The sequence below is a fragment of the Kribbella sp. CA-293567 genome (genome assembly GCF_027627575.1).
Taxonomy (GTDB): domain Bacteria; phylum Actinomycetota; class Actinomycetes; order Propionibacteriales; family Kribbellaceae; genus Kribbella.
This window is the reverse complement of the sequence record NZ_CP114065.1, coordinates 1,890,145-1,907,654: the sequence shown is the minus strand read 5'-3', so window position 1 is coordinate 1,907,654 and position 17,510 is coordinate 1,890,145. Positions and strand designations below refer to the sequence as shown.

The following is a 17,510-nucleotide window of genomic DNA, read 5'->3' as shown; positions in this document are numbered from 1 at the left end:
CGTGTGGTCCCGCTCACGAACGCTCCAGCAACACCCGAACCTGATCGGCTGCCGCGGCGCCGTGCCGCTCGTAGACACCGAGCGCCTGCCGCCACTCTTCCCGGGCTTCGGCGGCCCGGCCCAGCTCCGCCAGCGTCTGCCCTCGCCGGGTGCGGACGCTGGCCTCGCGGTACCAGAGCTGCTGGGCCAGCGAGATCTCCAGCGCCTCCGCCTGGCAGGCCAGCGCCTCGTCGTACTGACCGAGGCCGTGCCAGGCGACGCTTAGCGACTCCAGTGCGTCGGCGACCGCCATCTCGTCGGAGCTGGCCCTGGACAGCGCCAGACTCTCCCGCAAGGGTCCGAGCGCCTGCTCGAACTGGCCGCTCTCGGCCAGTGACTGACCGACCATGACCAGCCGGATCTCCAGCATCCGCGGCTCGTCGATCCCCCGCAGCAGCTCGGTTGCCTGAGCAAAGGCCTCTCGTTGCCCCTCCCGGTCGCCCTGCCGGCCGGCCACCTTCCCGATCATCAGGTATGCCGTCGAGACCCGTTCGGTGTCGCCGTTGCGCCGGGCCAGCTCGAGCGCGCGCCGGCCCACGGCGGCACCCTCGGTCAGCTGCCCCGACCGCTCCAGCGCATGACTGAGGTTGATCAGGCAGATCGACTCGAACTCCGGATCTCCGATCAGCGAAGTCAGCTCCAGGGCCCGTCGATGGTGCGGCACCGCGCGGGCGTAGTCGTCCAGCTCCGACAGTGCGTTGGCCAGGTCGACCCGGACCATCCCCTCGGCTCGCGGATCGGCCAGCTCACCGACGATGTCGACCACGGCCAGGTTGAGGTCACGCCACTCGCCCCAGCGCTGCCGGGGAAGAACGAACCTGTTGGCGGTGATCGCGACCCGAACCGCCAGCAGTCGCTCGTACGCCGACCCGCGCGCGGCCCGGCGTACGGCGTTGAGCAGGGCGGGCCGCTCGGCGTCGAGCCAGTCGAGCAGCGCCTCGGCGTCGGTCTGGTCCTGAGCGTCCACCGACCAGGCCGGGTCGACCCAGCCTGCGATGAAGGCGCGTGGCCGGGTCAGGTCGGCGACCCTGGCCAGCATCGCCAGGTAGCACTCCAGTACGCGCTGCTCGATCGCTGCCAGCTCGTCCGGGGACAGCTGCGCCTTGGCGTCGGCTTGCCCGACAGCGCAGATGAGATCGTGCATCCGGTACCGGCCGGGGAGCGGGGTCTCGAGCAGGTGCACGTCGACGAGTCGTTCGAGCAGCGACTCGGCTTCGTCGATGCCGAGTTGCAGCGCCTTCGCGGCGACTCGCAGGGAGAAGTCGTCGCTGCCCAGCATCGCCAGCGCCGGGAAGGTAGCAGCGGCGGCACGATCGACCGGTCGCTCAGCTGCCGCCAGCGCCGCGACGGACAGCGACAGCGTCGCCCGTACGCCGACGTCGGAGCCGCCGAGCACGTCCAGCCGGGCGGACTCGTCGGCCAGCAGTCCGCTGAGCTGAGCCAGCGTGCAGTCCGGATGGCCGGACAGATAGGTCCCCGCGATCCGTAGCGCCAGCGGAAGACCTCCGCACCGGTGAACGATCTCCAGTGCTGACTCACGCTCAGCCTGCACACGTTCTGAGCCGACCACCGCTGCCAGCAACTCCAGCGCATCCTGGTCAGGGAGCACGGCCAGTTCGAGATGCCGGACGCCGGGCAGCCCGTAGAGCCCGTGCCGACTCGTCACGACGGCCGTCGAGCCCGCAGTACCGGGCAGGAGATCCTTCACCTGGTCCACGTCGGCGGCGTCGTCGAACAGGATCAGGACTCGGCGGCCGGCCAGGACCGAGCGGTAGCGAGCGGCAGCTATCGCCACGTCGTCCGGCACCTCGTCTCCCGGCGCCCCCAGACCACGTAGCAACCGGTGCAGCGCCTCCAGCGGCGGCAGCGGCGTACCGGCTCCGCTTCCGTGGAGGTTCAGGTAGAGGACGCCGTCCGGGAATGCCTCGGCGCACTTGTAGCCGGCTCGGACAGCAAGAGCCGTCTTGCCGACTCCGCCCATCCCGGCGATGGCCGAGACGACGACACTGATGCCGTCGGCACGTGCCGCCGCCGTCAGCAGACCAGCCAGCTCGGCCAACTGGTCACTCCGCCCGGTGAAGTCCGCGATGTCGGGCGGGAACTGCTGCAGCGGGCCGGCTGCGGGCGGTCGAGCGGCCGCTTGCTCGAGTCGCGACCGCTCTGCCGCGGAGATCCCCAGCGCAGCCGCCAACTGCTCGAGCGTGCTGCGCCGCGGATGTCTGCGACGCCCGGCCTCGAGCGCGCGCACTGCCTCGACGCTCAGGTCGGCCAGGGCAGCCAGCTTCTCCTGGGTCAGTCTCGCCGCCAGTCGATGCGCGCGCAGCAGACCGCCCAGCCCGGGGCCGGTCATCGAACACCGGCCGGCCTGCGCCGGGCGGACGGTCGCCGCATCGGGACGCCGCTCGGGTTACAGGCCGGCGAACAGGTCGGACTCCAGGCCGTCGGGACCGGGGGCGGCGGTGCCCTTGACCAGGCGGTAGGCCTCGCTGCCCCAGATCTCCAGGCCGTTGTTGTTCGACAGGGCGAAGAACGGGCCGTCGACGGTGATCTGGGTGGCGTGGGCCTTCATCGCGTTCATCTTGCGGTCGAGGTAGCCCTCGGCCGAGATGACGCAGTCGATCTGGGCGTCCGGGGTGATCATCGGCGGCATCGGGCCGTCGGGGTCCATCCCCTCGAAGGTGGTGGTGTCACCGGACTCGCGGAGCCGGCGCAGGCTCTCCCGCATCATCGACTCCGCGATCGCCGGCCAGTAGACCTTCGCGATCTCCCAGGCCGCACCCAGCTCCGGCCGGTACGACGGCGCCGCGGCCAGGGCGGCGGCGTAGGTGGCGACGCGGTGGGCCTTGATGTGGTCGGGGTGACCGTAGTTGCCGAACTCGTCGTAGGTGACCAGGACCTGCGGACGGATCTCCCGGATCACCGGGATCAGGTCGTTGGCCGCGGCCAGCAGGTCGGCGTCCCAGAAGCTGTCCGGCCGGGTCTGCGGCGGGACGGCGGCGTTGCCTTCCTCGTTGTAGACCATCCCGGTGTCGCGGTACTTGCCCGGACCGCCGAGGAACCGGTGGTCGGTGACGCCCAGTTCGTCCATCGCGGCGGCCAGCTCACCGATCCGGTGCTTGCCGAGCTCGTCGGTCCGGTCGCTGGCCAGGTGCTCCAGCTCCGAGACCAGCACCTCGCCCTCCTCGCCGAGGGTGCAGGTGACCAGGGTGACCTGGGCCCCCTCGGCGACATAGCGCGCCATCGTCGCGCCGTTGTTGATCGTTTCGTCGTCGGGGTGCGCGTGGACCAGCAGCAAGCGGCGGTCGGGAAGCTCGGTCATGGAGTCAACCCTACGTGGCACCCCCGACAGATTCCCGGCGCCTTTTCCGGCGCCGGGAGCCCCCCGGTGCAGCGTCCGCCGGGCCTCAGCCGAACCGGCGGACCAGCAGGCAGCCGGCCTGGAACCGCGACCGGGCGCCGAGCCCGGCGATCAGCGCGCTGATCTCGGCCCGGACGGTCCGCAGCGACAGTCCGAGCTGCCGCGCGATGGCGGCGTCCTTCGCCCCGGTGGCCATCAGCCGGCCGATGGTGACCTGACGGCTGGTGAGCTCCTTGGCCGCGACCGGCGTCTCGCGCCGCGATCCCAGCTCGTAGACCTCACAGACGACCTCCGGTGCGAAGTCCTCGCGTCGCACCGCAGGAACAGCCTGGTAAACCGACATGCACATCTCCTCCCCAGTCGTCGTGCAGGTCCAATTCTCGACTGGTCCAGACCGGGTCACCAGGTACAACCCATACAGTTCACCCATACAAAAGTGGCGTTCGGGGAGGTGTTGGCGATGGAATCGCAGTTCGCGGCACTGCTCCGCCGCCATCGGACCGCCGCCGGCCTGACCCAGGACGAACTGTCGGCAGGGTCCGGGGTGAGCGTGCAGGCGATCAGCACGCTGGAGCGAGGCACTCGGCGCTACCCGCAGCTCAGCACGGTCGAAGCCCTGGCCGAGGCGCTCCACCTGGACGCCGACCAGACGGCCGCACTGGCCGCAGCGGCGTCTCGCCGAGGCCGGACCGACAAGGCCAAGACCAAGCCCGCGCTGCCGGCGTCCCCACGCCAACTGCCGTTCGCCAGTGGCGACTTCACCGGCCGGGTCAAGGAGATGGACCTGCTGACCCAGCACCTGACCACCGCCAAAGGTGTCAGCGTGACGGTGATTACCGGCATGGGCGGCATCGGCAAGACCACCTTGGCCATCCACACTGCCCACCAGGTCGCGGAGCACTTCCCGGACGGCCAGCTCTACCTGGATCTGCGCGGCTTCGGTATCGGCCCCCCACTGGAGCCACTGGACGCCCTGACGTACCTGCTGGAAGACCTGGGCGAGACTCCTCCCGCAGACCTCACCTCAGCCACCGCCAGGTTCCGTACGGCGCTCGCCGGGCGACGTCTGGTGCTGCTGCTCGACAACGCCTCCGACAAGGACCAGATCCGGCCGCTCCTGCCAGGCTCCGGCAACTGCGCTGTCGTCGTGACGAGCCGGCGGACCATGGCCGGGCTGGCTGGGCGACAGTTCCCGCTGGGCGAGCCGCCACTGGAGGAGTCGATCGAGATGCTCCGCCGCATCTCCGAGCGCCCGGACGCCCCGGAAGACGAGTGCGCGGAGGTAGTGCGGCAGTGCGGTGGCCTTCCGCTGGCCATCCGGATGGCAGGTGCTCGGCTGGCTTCACGCCCGACCTGGCCAGTGGCTCACCTGGCCGAGCGGTTGGCTGATGGTCGTCGCAGGCTGGACGAACTACAGCTGGACGACTCCGGCGTACGGGCGACCTTGGTGCTGTCGATCGAGCAGTTGGCCGGCAGCGACGACCCTGTCGACGTACAGGCCGTCACGATGTTCGCGCTGCTCGGGCTGTCCGACTCTGTGGATCTCAGCTCGGCACTGGCCGCGGCACTGTCGAACAGTCCCGAGCCAGAGGCGGTCGTCGTATTGGAGCGGCTGGTCGACGTTCACTTGCTGGCGACGCCCAGCCCTGGGCTGTACAGGCTGCACGACCTCGTACGGGTGGCGGCGCGGGAGCTGGCAGAGCAGATGCTGACGGCCGAGGACAAGGCCGCGGCCACCACCCGCTGGATCAAGCGAGTGACAGCTGTCGTCTGGAAGGCCAGCGAGTACGCCGGCCATGGGGTGACTCGCGAAGGCTGGCTCGACAAGGAATGGCTCGACGGAGCGGACGACCTCACCAGCCAGGAAGACGTCCTCGCCTGGCTGGACACCGAGCGGACCACCCTGGTCGGTGCCGTGCAGCAGGCCGCCGTGGACCAGCCGAGCCTCGCAGTACAGCTGGCCATCGGACTCAACGCCTACTACACCCTTCGCCGGGCGTGGCTGGAGTGGCTGCAAGCCAACGAGGCCATTCTCCGTCTGGTGAGTGGCGGCCCCGACCGCATCGCCGAAGGACTCGTCCTGCACGACCTCGGCGCGGCGCACGCCGAGCTTGGGCAGTACGAGCTGGCAGTAGACCCGCTGCGTCGAGCAGTGGACGTCGCTGAAGCCTCTGGCGACGGCAACCTACAGGCGCTCTGCTTGAGCAGCCTCAGCCACGTGCTGGAGCGCACGGGTCGCACCACCGACGGCATCCCGTACGCCGAACGCGCCCGCGAGATCGGCCTCCGTCTGGGCATCCCACCCCGGGCCGCCTGGGCCTGCCTGGCGCTCGGCATGCTCTACCTGAAGACCGGGATGCCCCAGTCCGCCCAGCGGCTGTTCGCCGAAGCGATGGAGATCCTGGTGGAGCCCGGCCTGGAGAAGTACCGCGGGATGATCGCTCAGAACGTGGGAGTCGCCTACCGGGAGGTCGGCCAGTTCGAGGTGGCCGGCGAGGCGCTGCACGAGAGTCTGGCGCTGTACCGCACTGCCGGGGCGTCGATCCCGCAGGCCGAAGTACTGAACGAGCTGGGCCGCCTCCGGATGGCCGAGGGCCGGTACGCCGAGGCCATCGCCGCCCAGAGCGAGGGCCTTGCGATCGCGGGCCAGCACGGCGACTGGCTGGTCGAGGCCGACATCCGCAAGAGCCTGGGCGAGGTCCACCGGGCCCAGGGGCACCTACCGGAAGCCCGGCGCGAGTGGCGGATCGCCCTGTCGATCCACCAGCAGCACAACGCCCACGGCGCGGCTGCCCTGGAACAGCTTCTACGGTCTACCTGACCTGCGAAGGGGCGGTTTCCCGAAGGAAACCGCCCCTCCTGTCACCTGACTACGGTGAAAGTGCTACCTGGCTCAGTTCGCCTTCTTCAGCGCGATCTGGGTGAGGTCCGGCAGACCACCCGCGTTCGGGTCGGCCACCGCGTTGTCGATGTTCGAGCCGACGACGTACACGTTGAGGTCCTGAACGACCGGCACCAACGGCGCCGTCTTCATGACCTCGGTGTAGAGGTCGGACAGGCCGGTGACGAGCTTGGCCTTGTCGGTCTCCTTGTTCAGCTCGGCCATCTTGTCCCAGCCGTCCTGGCTGCGGCCGTAGTTGTTCTGCGCGGCCTTGTTCGGCGCGGTGGTGTCCGGGCCGAGCACCGGCGGCACGATGGTGGCCAGCGACGCCCAGTCCTGGCACCAGCCCGCGGTGATCAGGTCGGTCGCCGAGGCGTCCTGCTGCTGGGTCGAGTAGTAGTTGTCGCCCGGGATCTTGCGGATGTCGACGTTGATGCCGACAGCCTTCCAGGACGCCTGAGCGGCCTCGGCCGCCTTGACGGCCAGACCCGAGTCGGCCGAACCCAGGACGAGCTTCTCGCCCTTGTAGCCGGACTCGGCCAGCGCGGCCTTCGCCTTGGCGGGGTCGCCCTCCGGCGGAGCCTTGAAGTGCTCCTCCGGCTTGTAGCCGTCCAGGTCCTGCGGAATGATCGAGTCGATCACCGCGGCCAGTCGCTCGCCACCACGCGCGTCGCGGTAGCTGGTCCGGTCGAGACCGTAGTACAGCGCCTCGCGCAGCTTCTGGTTCTTCAGCAGCGGCTTCTGCTGGTTGAAGGCGATGTAGCGACGGCAGACGTCGGTGGACTCGACGACGCGGTCCTTGACGTTCGCCTGGTTGGTCTTGGCGATGTTCTCCGGCTGCACACCGGCGAAGCTGACCGAGCTCTTGTCGGCGGCACCGTCGGCGAACAGACGCTGGTCGACGGTCGCCTCGGCGTCACCGAACTTGAAGATGAACTTGTCCGGCTTGGCGGTCCGCAGCGGGTCCGTCTTCGCGTCCCACTGGTCGTTGCGGACCAGCACGAGCTGCTTCTTGCGGGTGTAGCTCTCGATCTTGTACGGGCCCGAGGCGAACGGACGGTTGTCGTACGCGGTCTTGGTGTCCTTGGCCTTCGGCACCGGCGACCAGATCTTCATGCTGGCCGCACCCTCGAAGGTGGTGACCGGCTGGTTCAGCTTGAAGACGATGGTCTTCTCGTCCGGCACCTCGATCGCGGTGCAGCCCTTGCCGCCGTTGTTGCCACCGACGTACGGGCCCTTGTAGCCCGGGCAGTCCAGGTAGTTCTTCGCGTACGGCGCACCCTCGGCCATGTCCGCGGCGAACGAACGCTCGGCGCCGTACTTGATGTCGGCGGCGACGATCGGCGTGCCGTCCTCGTACTTGATCCCGTCCTTCAGCTTGAAGGTCCAGGTCTTGAAGTCGGGCGAGTTCTCGTAGCTGGCCGCCAGGTCGTTCTCCAGGACGGTCTTCTTCGCCTTGGCGTCGTAGCGGTAGTCGGTCAGCGTCCGGGTGATCAGCTTGCCGATCGCGCCGGAGTCGGTGACGAAGTTACGTCCCGGGTCGAGGTGCTCTACATCGTTGACGTGGTAAACGGTGACGGTGCCCCCCGTGGCCCCGGCCGTGCCTTCGGTAGTCTGCGTGCCGGCATCATCGCTGCCGCCCCCGCAAGCCGTTGCCAGCAGAGTCACGGAGACTCCCACGGCAACTACCTGTCCTACTCGTTTGGCGTACTTCATAGCCAGTAGTTCCTTCCTTGTCATGACGTTCCACGCCGGGTCGCGGCGGCCGGTAGGTCACTTGACGTCAATTCGCGGTCATCAACTCACGGATTCACAGGTGGCGCAACGAGCATTCCGCTCGGTGACCAGATCGTGATTGGTTCAATGCCATCGATAGATCTTTCAGCTACTCTGTGTAGTTTTCAGATCACGTCGCGCTCCTCCGGGAAGTGGCAGGCCGCCTGGTGGCCCGGGGCTCCGATCTGCACCAACGGTGGCTCCTGCTCGGCGCAGATGTCTTCCGCTTTCCAGCACCGGGTCCGGAATCGGCAACCCGACGGTGGATTCAGGGGGCTCGGCACGTCACCGGTGAGCCGGATCCGCTCACGGTGCGCCAGCGCGTCCGGGTCCGCTTCGGGGACCGCCGACAACAGCGCGTGCGTGTAGGGGTGCCGGGCATGGTTGTACAACTCGTCACGGTCTGCGATCTCGACCACCTTGCCGAGGTACATCACCGCGACCCGGTCGGAGATGTGCCGGATCACCGACAGGTCGTGGGCGATAAACATGTAGGCGAGGTTGAACTCGTCCTGCAGGTCCTCCAGCAGGTTCACGATCTGGGCCTGGATCGAGACGTCGAGGGCCGAGACCGGCTCGTCGCAGACGATCAGCTTCGGCCGCAGCGCGAGCGCCCGGGCGACGCCGATCCGCTGCCGCTGACCACCCGAGAACTCGTGCGGGTACCGGTTGTAGTGCTCGGGGTTCAGCCCGACCCGCTCCATCAGCGCCTGGACGGCCTTCTTCGTACCGCCGTCGCTGTCCACCTTCTGGATCTCGAACGGCGCCGCGATGATGGTGCCGATCGTCTGCCGCGGGTTCAGCGACGAGAACGGGTCCTGGAAGATCATCTGGATCTCCCGCCGGTACGGACGCATCCGCTGCCGGCTGAGATGACTGATGTCGTTGCCCTCGAACCGGATGGTGCCACCGGTCGGCTCGTCCAGCCTGGTCACCAGCCGGCCCGTGGTGGTCTTGCCACAGCCCGACTCGCCGACCACGCCGAGAGTCTCGCCGGAGTGGATGGTCAGGTCGATCCCGTCGACCGCCTTGACCGCGCCGGTCTGCTTCTGGAACACGATTCCCCGGGTCACCGGGAAGTAGCGCTGCAGTCCCTTGACCTCGAGCAGCGGCTCCCCCTGCCCGGCGCTGACGACCTGCTCGGCCGACGTCGACGTACTCACGATCGCTCCTCGTTCTTGCGGTTCCGCATCACAGGGCCGGCTTGATCTGCTCGGTGAAGATCTCGCGCCGCTTGGCACTCTCGATGTGGCAGCGCACCCGGTGCTCCTCCACCCCGACCTGCAGCAGCTCGGGTACCTCGCCGGTGCAGGAGTGACCCTCGACGTACTGCTGGTAGTCGCAGCGCGGCTGGAACGGGCACCCCTTCGGCAGGTTGATCAGCGACGGCGGAGTTCCCCGGATCGACTTCAGCCGGTGGTCGCCGCCGCGGTTCACCCGCGGGATCGAACCGAGCAGACCCCAGGTGTAGGGCATCTCGGGCCGGTAGAAGATGTCGCGGACCGGGCCGGACTCGACCACCCGGCCGCCGTACATGACCACCACGTCCTGCGCCATCTGGGCCACCACGCCGAGGTCGTGGGTGATGATCACGATCGCGGAGTTGAACTCCTTCTGCAGGTCCTGCATCAGGTCGAGGATCTGCGCCTGGACGGTGACGTCCAGGGCGGTGGTCGGCTCGTCGGCGATCAGCAGCTGCGGGTCGCACATCAACGCCATCGCGATCATCGCGCGCTGCCGCATTCCGCCGGAGAACTGGTGCGGGTAGTCGAAGAACCGCTTGTCCGGCGACGGGATGCCGACCCGGTCGAGCAGGTCGATCGCGCGCTTCTTCGCCACCGCCTTGGTCACCTGGTTGTGCACCCGGTACGCCTCGACCAGCTGGTCGCCGACCCGGTAGAACGGGTGCATCGCCGACAGCGGGTCCTGGAAGATCATCGCCACCTGCTGGCCGCGCAGCCGGCGCATCTCCGGCACGGACATCGACACCAGTTCGGCGCCGTCCAGCCAGATCTCACCGCTCACCTGGGCCCGGCTGCCCTTGTGCAGGCCCATGATCGCCAGGCTCGACACACTCTTGCCGGAGCCCGACTCGCCCACGATGCCGAGGGTCTTGCCCCGTTCCAGGCTGAAACTCAGACCGTTCACGGCCTTCACCAGACCGTCGTCGGTCGGGAAGTGCACCTGCAGGTCCTTCAGTTCCAGGAACGGCTTACCGGTACCACGGTCCGCACTTGCTGTGGTTGTCACAGACTCGGTCACTTGTCTCCTCGTCGGGTCAGGACAACCGCACGCGCGGGTCGATGACGGCATACAGGATGTCGACGATCACGTTGGCCACGACGACGAAGATCGCGGCGAACAGGACGACGCCCATGATGGCGGGCAGGTCGTTGCCCAGTACCGAGTCGATCGAGAACTTGCCCAGACCGGTGATGCTGAAGATCTGTTCGGTGATCACCGCGCCGCCGAGCAGGCTGCCGAGGTCGAGACCGAAGATCGTCACGATCGGGGTCAGCGCGGAGCGCAGTCCGTGCTTGAAGATCACCGTGCCCTCACCCAGCCCCTTGGCCCGCGCGGTCCGGATGTAGTCCTCGTTCATCGTGTCGATCATGTTGGCCCGGGTGATCCGGGTGTAGAGCGCCGCGTAGACCAGCGCCAGCGTGATCCACGGCAGGATGTAGAACTGCAGCCACTTCAGTGGGCCGACGGTGAACAGGGCCGCGTTGGCCGTGTCCGGGAACGGGATCCACTGCAGCTTGACGATGAACAGGAACAAGAGCAGGTAGCCGAACACGATGGTCGGGAACGAGACCCCGAACAACGCCAACCCGACACTCAACTTGTCCAGGGCCTTGCCCTTGCGCAGTGCCGCCAGCAGACCGAGCATCACGCCGAAGATCAGCCAGATGATCGCGGCGCCGGCGGCCAGCCAGAAGGTCGCCGGGAAGGCGTCGGAGATCGAGTCCCAGACCGGGATGCCGTTCTGGTAGGACTCACCGAAGCACGGCCAGTCGCAGTTGCGCTCGTTGCCCTCGGAGCCGATCTCCCGGCCGGAGGGGCTGATCAGCCCCTTCATGTACGTGCCGTACTGGACGACCAGCGGGTCGTCGAACCCGTACGTCGCGTTCACCGTCGCGATCGTCTCGGTGTTGCAGTTCTTGCCACAGATCAGCAGCGCGGGGTTGGCCGGCGTGATCCAGAACAGGAAGAACGTGATGGCGCTGATCACCCAGAGGATGACGAGGGTCTGCAGCAGCCGGCGGATCAGATAGCGGCCCATGGGTCAGCTCCTCCCGGCACGGGGGTCGAGGGCGTCACGCACGGAGTCACCGAGCAGGTTGAACGCCAGAACGGTGATGAACAGCGCGAGGCCCGGGAAGAACAGGTAGAGCGGGTTGCTCTCGATCCAGTTCGACGCGTCGGAGATCATCCGGCCCCAGGAGGCGGTCGGCTCCTTGATGCCGACACCGAGGAAGGACAGCGCGGCCTCCGCGGTGATGTTGCCCGGGATCAGCAGCGTCGTGTAGACGAGCAGCGTCGGGATCAGGTTCGGCAGGATCTGCTTGAAGATCACGTACGCCGGTCCGGCGCCGAGCGACCTGGCCGCTTCGACGAACTCCCGCTCCCGCAGGGACAGCGTCTGGCCGCGAACGATCCGGGCCAGGTACGCCCAGCCGAAGAAGCCGAGCACGAACATCAGCACGCCGAGCCGGAGTCTGTTGTCGTCGGGGATGCCCAGCAGATCCTGACCGCGGTCGGCGACCACCGGCGTCAGGGCCATGATGAACAGCAGCGACGGGAAGCTCAGCATGATGTCCATCAGCCGGCTGAGCAGGGTGTCGACCCAGCCACCGAAGTAACCGGCGACCATGCCGACCACGGTGCCGATGACGATCGCGATCAGGGTGCCACCGAGGGCGACCAGCAGCGAGACCCGGGTGCCGTAGATCAGCCGGGAGAACACGTCGCGGCCGTTCTGCGGCTCGACGCCGAGCCAGTGCTCGGCGCTGGTGCCACTGCCCCACAGGCCACCGATCGGGATGCCGCCGTCACGCGTGTTCAGCAGCGGCCCGCCGTCCTCGTTGAGCTTGTTGAACTGGTCCGGCGGGAAGCCGTTCAGCTTGACGATCAGCGGCGCGAAGACCGCCACCACGATGATCAGCAGGATCACGATCGCGCTGATGACCGCGATCTTGTCCTTCTTCAGCCGGGCCCAGGCGATCTGCCCCAGGGACCGGCCCTCGATCTGTTTGGCCTCGGACGTCTCGGCCAAACCATCTGCCGGAAGACCGCCTTCTGGAGACAGGTCTTCGGAAACCCCCAGCGTCATCGCTGTTGCCTACCCTTCCCCTTGTCGCACCGTCGGGCTCCGACGGTCGAGTTGCCGGGAACCCTACGGATCTCGCAGTGTGGACGCCACTGGGCTGGCACCGATGTCACGGAATCGTGACGGATCGATTTACGCACTGAAAACCTCACGTAATAAGGGCAGGAAGGGCCGGTCGGCCGGCAGCCAGTCGAGTTCTGCCAGCTCACCGGCTCCCACCCAGCGGATCGCGCCGTGCTCCCGCAGTACCGGCTCACCGGTGAGGAGTGACGCGGTGTAAACACGCAGTACGTATTTGTCGTTGATCGGCTGGTCGAGGCCGAGGGAGCGGCCGGGCTCGATCTCGAGTCCCAGCTCCTCCCGCAACTCGCGTACGGCGGCCTGCTCGTCGGTCTCCCCCGCCTCGACCTTGCCACCGGGAAACTCCCAGCCGCCGTCCGGTCCGGGGCGCAGCGCCGCCAGCACCCGGCCCGCGCGGATCACGGCGACCCCGACGACGATCTGCTGGTTGCTCATGGAGCTGAACTCTAGAAGTGCCCGGACTCCGGAAGTGTCGGTGGCCGCCGTCAGGATGGTGACGTGCCGCTACAGAACAGAGTGCTGCCGACGCAGGAGATCGTGGCCGAGGCCGGCCGCGGCCTGCTGATGGGCAATCGCGGCAGCCTGCACCGGCCGGACCGCACGCTCGGCACCACGCGCTGGCGATCGAAGGCCTGGATCTGTTGCGTTCTTGATTGGAAGGGCGCCCAGAGGGAACCGATGCCACTTGGACGCTGGACCGCACTGTTCTTCTACGACGAGGCGGTGGCACTGGCCGCCGGACACCGCCCGTGCGCCTACTGCCGCCGTCACGACTTCCTCCGGTACGCCGGTGCGTGGGCCGCCGCACGCGGTCTGCCCGAGCGGCCTCGAGCGAACGAGATGGACGCCCAGCTCCATCTCGAACGGGTCGAGCCGAGGACTCGCCGGCAGCGCACGACGAGGGCGGATCCGGCCGAGCTTCCGGACGGCGCGATGATCCGTCACGCCGGCCGGCCGGCGCTCGTGCTGGCCGGGAAGGTGCTCGGCTGGACGTGGGAGGGATACGCCACACCGGTGCGACCGGCCGGCGTACGCGAGGTCGAAGTGCTGACACCGCCGGCGAATCTCCTTGTGCTGAAGGCCGGTTTCGCCCCTTTACTCCACCCGACCGCCATCGGCAACTGAGGTGAACCTAAGTAGAAACACGCCGTACCGAGAGGTCTTCCGTTGTGCGCCGAGCGAGGGCAAAGTGTGCCCATACTTACAGCGACAAATCCATCACTGGAGTCGGCATGGGTGACGGCAACAGCACCGTGGCAGCGGTGCAACGCGCTCTCGAAGCGCTTCATGGCAGCGTCGGAAAGCTCAGCCAGGAGTACGGTGACACCCTCGGCGTACGCCGGCTGGTGTCGGACGTGGCCCGGCTGAGCGACGATCTGGCCGAGCTCGGCCCGCCCGACCCGCATCACAGACCCGGACCTGTTCCGGAGGAACTCGAGGAGATCCCCGACGTGGAATACGACGCGTCCATGTGGACCGGCGCGGAGCACGAAGGCTTCGGCGCACCCGACCGGCGCGCTCCCTGATGGCGTCCGGAACGAGCGCACCCGGTCGCGCACAGATCAAACAGAAGACTCTCCGTACCGATCGCTGGTGGCTCGCGCCATTGCGGATCGGGGTGATCCTGGGCTTCTTCGTCGTCTACGCGACGGTCCGGATCTTCATGAACCAGTGGTACTGGGTCGACGACTTCCACTACCTGACCCCGCTGTACTCGCCGTGCGTCACGTCGTCGTGCGTGGAGGGGTCGAGTCACCTCGGCACCTGGTTCGGTGACTTCCCCCGGGTGATCCCGTTCAGCATCATCACCTTCGCCGTGCTGGCCGGCTTCCGCGGCACCTGCTACTACTACCGCAAGGCGGGGTACCGGTCGCTGTTCTTCGCGCCGTCGGCCTGCGCCGTGCCGGAGCCGCACAAGAAGTACACCGGTGAGCGGAAGTTCCCGCTGGTCGCGCTGAACCTGCACCGCTACTTCTTCTACGGCGCGCTGGTCTTCGGCGTTCTCAACGTCTACGACGGGGTACTGGCCTTCCATGGCAAGGACGGCGGCTTCGGGATCGGCCTGGGGACCGTGATCATCTGGATCAACCTGGTCTTCCTGTGGCTCTACACGCTGTCGTGTCACGCCTGCCGGCACATCGTCGGCGGCCGGCTGAAGAACTTCTCCAAGCACCCGCTGCGCTACCGGTACTGGACCTTCGTGTCCAAGCTGAACCCCAAGCACGGCACCTTCGCGATGATCTCGCTGTTCACCGTGATCCTGACCGACGCGTACATCATGTCGCTGTCGGCCGGCTGGTTCTCCGATCTGCGGTTCTTCAACTGATGCAGTTTCAACTGATACGGACGTCTGACGACTTATGACTGAGCTGGAACGACACCAATACGACGTCATCGTGATCGGCGCCGGCGGCGCCGGCCTGCGGGCGGCGATCGAGGCCCGTGAACAAGGCAAGCGCACCGCGATCGTGTGCAAGTCGTTGTTCGGCAAGGCGCACACCGTGATGGCCGAGGGCGGCTGCGCCGCGGCGATGGGCAACGCGAACTCCAACGACAACTGGCAGACCCACTACCGCGACACGATGCGCGGCGGGAAGTTCCTGAACAACTGGCGGATGGCCGAACTGCACGCGCAGGAAGCCCCCGACCGCGTCTGGGAACTGGAGACGTACGGCGCGCTGTTCGACCGGACTGCGGACGGCAAGATCAGCCAGCGCAACTTCGGCGGGCACACCTACCCGCGGCTCGCGCACGTCGGCGACCGCACCGGGCTGGAGCTGATCCGCACCCTGCAGCAGAAGATCGTCTCGCTGCAGCAGGAGGACTTCGCGGCCACCGGCGACTACGAGGCGAACCTCAAGGTCTACGCCGAGTGCACGGTCACCGAGCTGTTCAAGGACGGCGACGCGATCTCCGGCGCCTTCGGGTACTGGCGTGAGTCCGGCCGGTTCATCCTGTTCGACGCCCCGGCCGTGGTGCTGGCCACCGGCGGTGTGGGCAAGTCGTTCAAGGTCACCTCGAACTCGTGGGAGTACACCGGTGACGGTCACGCCCTCGCGATGCGGGCCGGCGCGACGCTGATCAACATGGAGTTCATCCAGTTCCACCCGACCGGCATGGTCTGGCCGCCGTCGGTGAAGGGCATCCTGGTCACCGAGTCGGTCCGTGGTGACGGTGGGGTGCTGAAGAACTCCGAGGGCAAGCGGTTCATGTTCGAGTACGTGCCGGACGTGTTCCGGGCGCAGTACGCGGAGACCGAGGAAGAGGCCGACCGCTGGTACAAGGACGCCGACAACAACCGGCGTCCCCCGGAACTGCTCCCCCGCGACGAGGTCGCCCGGGCGATCAACTCCGAGGTCAAGGCCGGCCGCGGTACGCCGCACGGTGGCGTCTTCCTGGACGTCTCCTCCCGGCTGCCGGCCGAGGAGATCAAGCGCCGGCTGCCGTCGATGCACCACCAGTTCAAGGAGCTGGCCGACGTCGACATCACGGCCGAGCCGATGGAGGTCGGGCCGACCTGTCACTACGTGATGGGTGGCGTCGAGGTCGATCCCGACACCGCGTCGTCGGTCGTACCGGGTCTGTTCGCGGCCGGTGAGGTGGCCGGTGGCATGCACGGCTCGAACCGGCTGGGCGGCAACTCGCTGTCCGACCTGCTGGTCTTCGGGCGCCGGGCCGGCAGCGGCGCGGCGATGTACGTCGAGTCGCTCGGCGAGAACCGGCCGAAGATCGCCGAGGAGGACGTCACCGCGGCGGCCGCCGACGCGCTGGCGCCGTTCGAGCTCGAGGGCGGGGAGAACCCGTACACGATCCACCAGGAACTGCAGCAGTCGATGAACGACCTGGTCGGCATCATCCGCAAGGCCGAGGAGATGGAGCAGGCGCTGTCGAAGCTGGCCGAGTTCCGTGGCCGGATCGCGAAGATGACGGTCGAGGGGCACCGGCAGTTCAACCCCGGCTGGCACCTCGCGCTCGACCTGCGCAACATGCTGACCGTCTCGGAGTGCGTCGCGAAGGCGGCGCTGGAGCGGCAGGAGTCGCGCGGCGGACACACTCGCGACGACTTCCCGGGGATGGACGCCGACTGGCGCAAGGTGCTCCTGGTCTGCTCGCAGGAGCAGGGCGGCGACGGCACCGTGCTGGTGGTCCGCAAGGACCAGGTGCCGATGCGCGAGGACCTGCTGGAGCTGTTCGAACGGGACGAGCTGACGAAGTACCTGACCGAGGAGGAACTGCCGGTATGACCTACAAGGGCAAGTTCCGGGTCTGGCGCGGGGATGCCGAGGGCGGTGACCTCCAGGACTACGAGGTCGACGTGAACGAGGGCGAGGTCGTCCTCGACGTCATCCACCGCCTGCAGGGCACCCAGGCGCCCGACCTGGCCGTCCGCTGGAACTGCAAGGCCGGCAAGTGCGGCTCCTGCAGCGCCGAGATCAACGGTCAGCCGAAGCTGATGTGCATGTGCCGGATGAACACGTTCGAAGAGGACGAGGTCGTCACGGTCACGCCGATGCGCACCTTCCCGGTGATCCGCGACCTGGTCTGCGACGTGTCGTACAACTACACCAAGGCCCGCGAGGTCAAGGCGTTCACGCCGCCGGCCGACCTGAAGCCCGGTGAGTACCGGATGCAGCAGGTCGACGTGGAGCGCTCGCAGGAGTTCCGCAAGTGCATCGAGTGCTTCCTGTGCCAGAACACCTGCCACGTGATCCGCGACCACGAGGAGAACAAGGAGTCCTTCTCGGGCCCGCGTTTCCTGATGCGGATCGCCGAGCTGGACATGCACCCGCTGGACGCGGCCGACCGCCAGCACCAGGCCCAGGACGACCACGGCCTCGGCTTCTGCAACATCACCAAGTGCTGCACCGAGGTCTGCCCCGAACACATCAAGATCACCGACAACGCCCTCATCCCGATGAAGGAACGCGTCGCGGACCGCAAGTACGACCCGATCGTCTGGCTCGGCAACAAGATCCGCCGCCGCCCGAACTGACGCTCAGTACTCCGAAAGCCGCCTCCGCCAACCAGCGGAGGCGGCTTTTCCC

General features: G+C 67.7%; 15 protein-coding genes. 6 read left to right on the top strand and 9 right to left on the bottom strand.

Annotated elements, in window-relative coordinates; translation table 11 throughout:
* Nucleotides 1–13 precede the first annotated feature (13 nt).
* The 3 genes from OX958_RS09225 to OX958_RS09215 form a co-directional block, all read right to left on the bottom strand.
* Nucleotides 14–2,389 (bottom strand): XRE family transcriptional regulator, encoded by a 2,376-nt coding sequence (locus OX958_RS09225; protein ID WP_270136806.1) that lies wholly within the window; start codon nucleotides 2,387–2,389, stop codon nucleotides 14–16.
* Nucleotides 2,390–2,446: 57 nt separating this feature from the next.
* Nucleotides 2,447–3,358 carry an N-acetyl-1-D-myo-inositol-2-amino-2-deoxy-alpha-D-glucopyranoside deacetylase gene (mshB, locus tag OX958_RS09220; RefSeq protein WP_270136805.1) on the bottom strand — a complete coding sequence of 304 codons (912 nt, stop codon included), beginning with the start codon at nucleotides 3,356–3,358 and terminating at the stop codon, nucleotides 2,447–2,449.
* 85 nt (nucleotides 3,359–3,443) lie between these two features.
* The gene (locus OX958_RS09215; protein ID WP_270136804.1) at nucleotides 3,444–3,740 is read right to left on the bottom strand and encodes a response regulator transcription factor; all 297 of its coding nucleotides are present in this window, start codon (nucleotides 3,738–3,740) and stop codon (nucleotides 3,444–3,446) included.
* A gap of 117 nt (nucleotides 3,741–3,857) precedes the next feature.
* Here OX958_RS09215 and OX958_RS09210 point away from each other — a divergent pair, with 117 nt between their 5' ends.
* On the top strand, nucleotides 3,858–6,218 hold the full coding sequence (locus OX958_RS09210) for a helix-turn-helix domain-containing protein (protein WP_270136803.1): 2,361 nt from the start codon (nucleotides 3,858–3,860) through the stop codon (nucleotides 6,216–6,218).
* 72 nt (nucleotides 6,219–6,290) lie between these two features.
* Here the strand turns inward: OX958_RS09210 and OX958_RS09205 are convergent, their stop codons facing one another.
* The 6 genes from OX958_RS09205 to OX958_RS09180 all read right to left on the bottom strand — a co-directional run bounded on the left by OX958_RS09205 (nucleotide 6,291) and on the right by OX958_RS09180 (nucleotide 12,900).
* Nucleotides 6,291–7,946 carry an ABC transporter substrate-binding protein gene (locus OX958_RS09205; protein WP_270136801.1) on the bottom strand — a complete coding sequence of 552 codons (1,656 nt, stop codon included), beginning with the start codon at nucleotides 7,944–7,946 and terminating at the stop codon, nucleotides 6,291–6,293.
* Nucleotides 7,947–8,179: 233 nt separating this feature from the next.
* The gene (locus OX958_RS09200; RefSeq protein WP_270136800.1) at nucleotides 8,180–9,217 is read right to left on the bottom strand and encodes an ABC transporter ATP-binding protein; all 1,038 of its coding nucleotides are present in this window, start codon (nucleotides 9,215–9,217) and stop codon (nucleotides 8,180–8,182) included.
* A gap of 28 nt (nucleotides 9,218–9,245) precedes the next feature.
* On the bottom strand, nucleotides 9,246–10,316 hold the full coding sequence (locus OX958_RS09195) for an ABC transporter ATP-binding protein (RefSeq protein ID WP_270136798.1): 1,071 nt from the start codon (nucleotides 10,314–10,316) through the stop codon (nucleotides 9,246–9,248).
* Nucleotides 10,317–10,332: 16 nt separating this feature from the next.
* Complete coding sequence (locus OX958_RS09190; RefSeq protein WP_270136796.1) at nucleotides 10,333–11,337, bottom strand: ABC transporter permease; 1,005 nt, start codon at nucleotides 11,335–11,337, stop codon at nucleotides 10,333–10,335.
* A gap of 3 nt (nucleotides 11,338–11,340) precedes the next feature.
* Entirely contained in the window at nucleotides 11,341–12,330 is a 990-nt protein-coding gene (locus OX958_RS09185; protein WP_270136795.1) for an ABC transporter permease, read from the bottom strand.
* 186 nt (nucleotides 12,331–12,516) lie between these two features.
* Complete coding sequence (locus tag OX958_RS09180; RefSeq protein ID WP_270136793.1) at nucleotides 12,517–12,900, bottom strand: (deoxy)nucleoside triphosphate pyrophosphohydrolase; 384 nt, start codon at nucleotides 12,898–12,900, stop codon at nucleotides 12,517–12,519.
* A gap of 63 nt (nucleotides 12,901–12,963) precedes the next feature.
* Between OX958_RS09180 and OX958_RS09175 the strand changes: the two genes are divergently transcribed.
* From OX958_RS09175 to OX958_RS09155, 5 genes are all read left to right on the top strand, one after another.
* Nucleotides 12,964–13,590 (top strand): hypothetical protein, encoded by a 627-nt coding sequence (locus OX958_RS09175; RefSeq protein WP_270136791.1) that lies wholly within the window; start codon nucleotides 12,964–12,966, stop codon nucleotides 13,588–13,590.
* A gap of 107 nt (nucleotides 13,591–13,697) precedes the next feature.
* Entirely contained in the window at nucleotides 13,698–13,991 is a 294-nt protein-coding gene (locus tag OX958_RS09170) for a hypothetical protein (protein WP_270136790.1), read from the top strand.
* Nucleotides 13,991–14,791: a hypothetical protein gene (locus tag OX958_RS09165; RefSeq protein ID WP_270136789.1), complete on the top strand. Its 801-nt coding sequence runs from the start codon at nucleotides 13,991–13,993 to the stop codon at nucleotides 14,789–14,791. The genes OX958_RS09170 and OX958_RS09165 overlap by 1 nt, the downstream gene beginning before the upstream one ends.
* A 34-nt stretch (nucleotides 14,792–14,825) precedes the next feature.
* On the top strand, nucleotides 14,826–16,709 hold the full coding sequence (locus tag OX958_RS09160; RefSeq protein WP_270136788.1) for a fumarate reductase/succinate dehydrogenase flavoprotein subunit: 1,884 nt from the start codon (nucleotides 14,826–14,828) through the stop codon (nucleotides 16,707–16,709).
* The gene (locus OX958_RS09155) at nucleotides 16,706–17,458 is read left to right on the top strand and encodes a succinate dehydrogenase/fumarate reductase iron-sulfur subunit (RefSeq protein WP_270136787.1); all 753 of its coding nucleotides are present in this window, start codon (nucleotides 16,706–16,708) and stop codon (nucleotides 17,456–17,458) included. The genes OX958_RS09160 and OX958_RS09155 overlap by 4 nt, the downstream gene beginning before the upstream one ends.
* The last annotated feature ends 52 nt before the right edge of the window (nucleotides 17,459–17,510 follow it).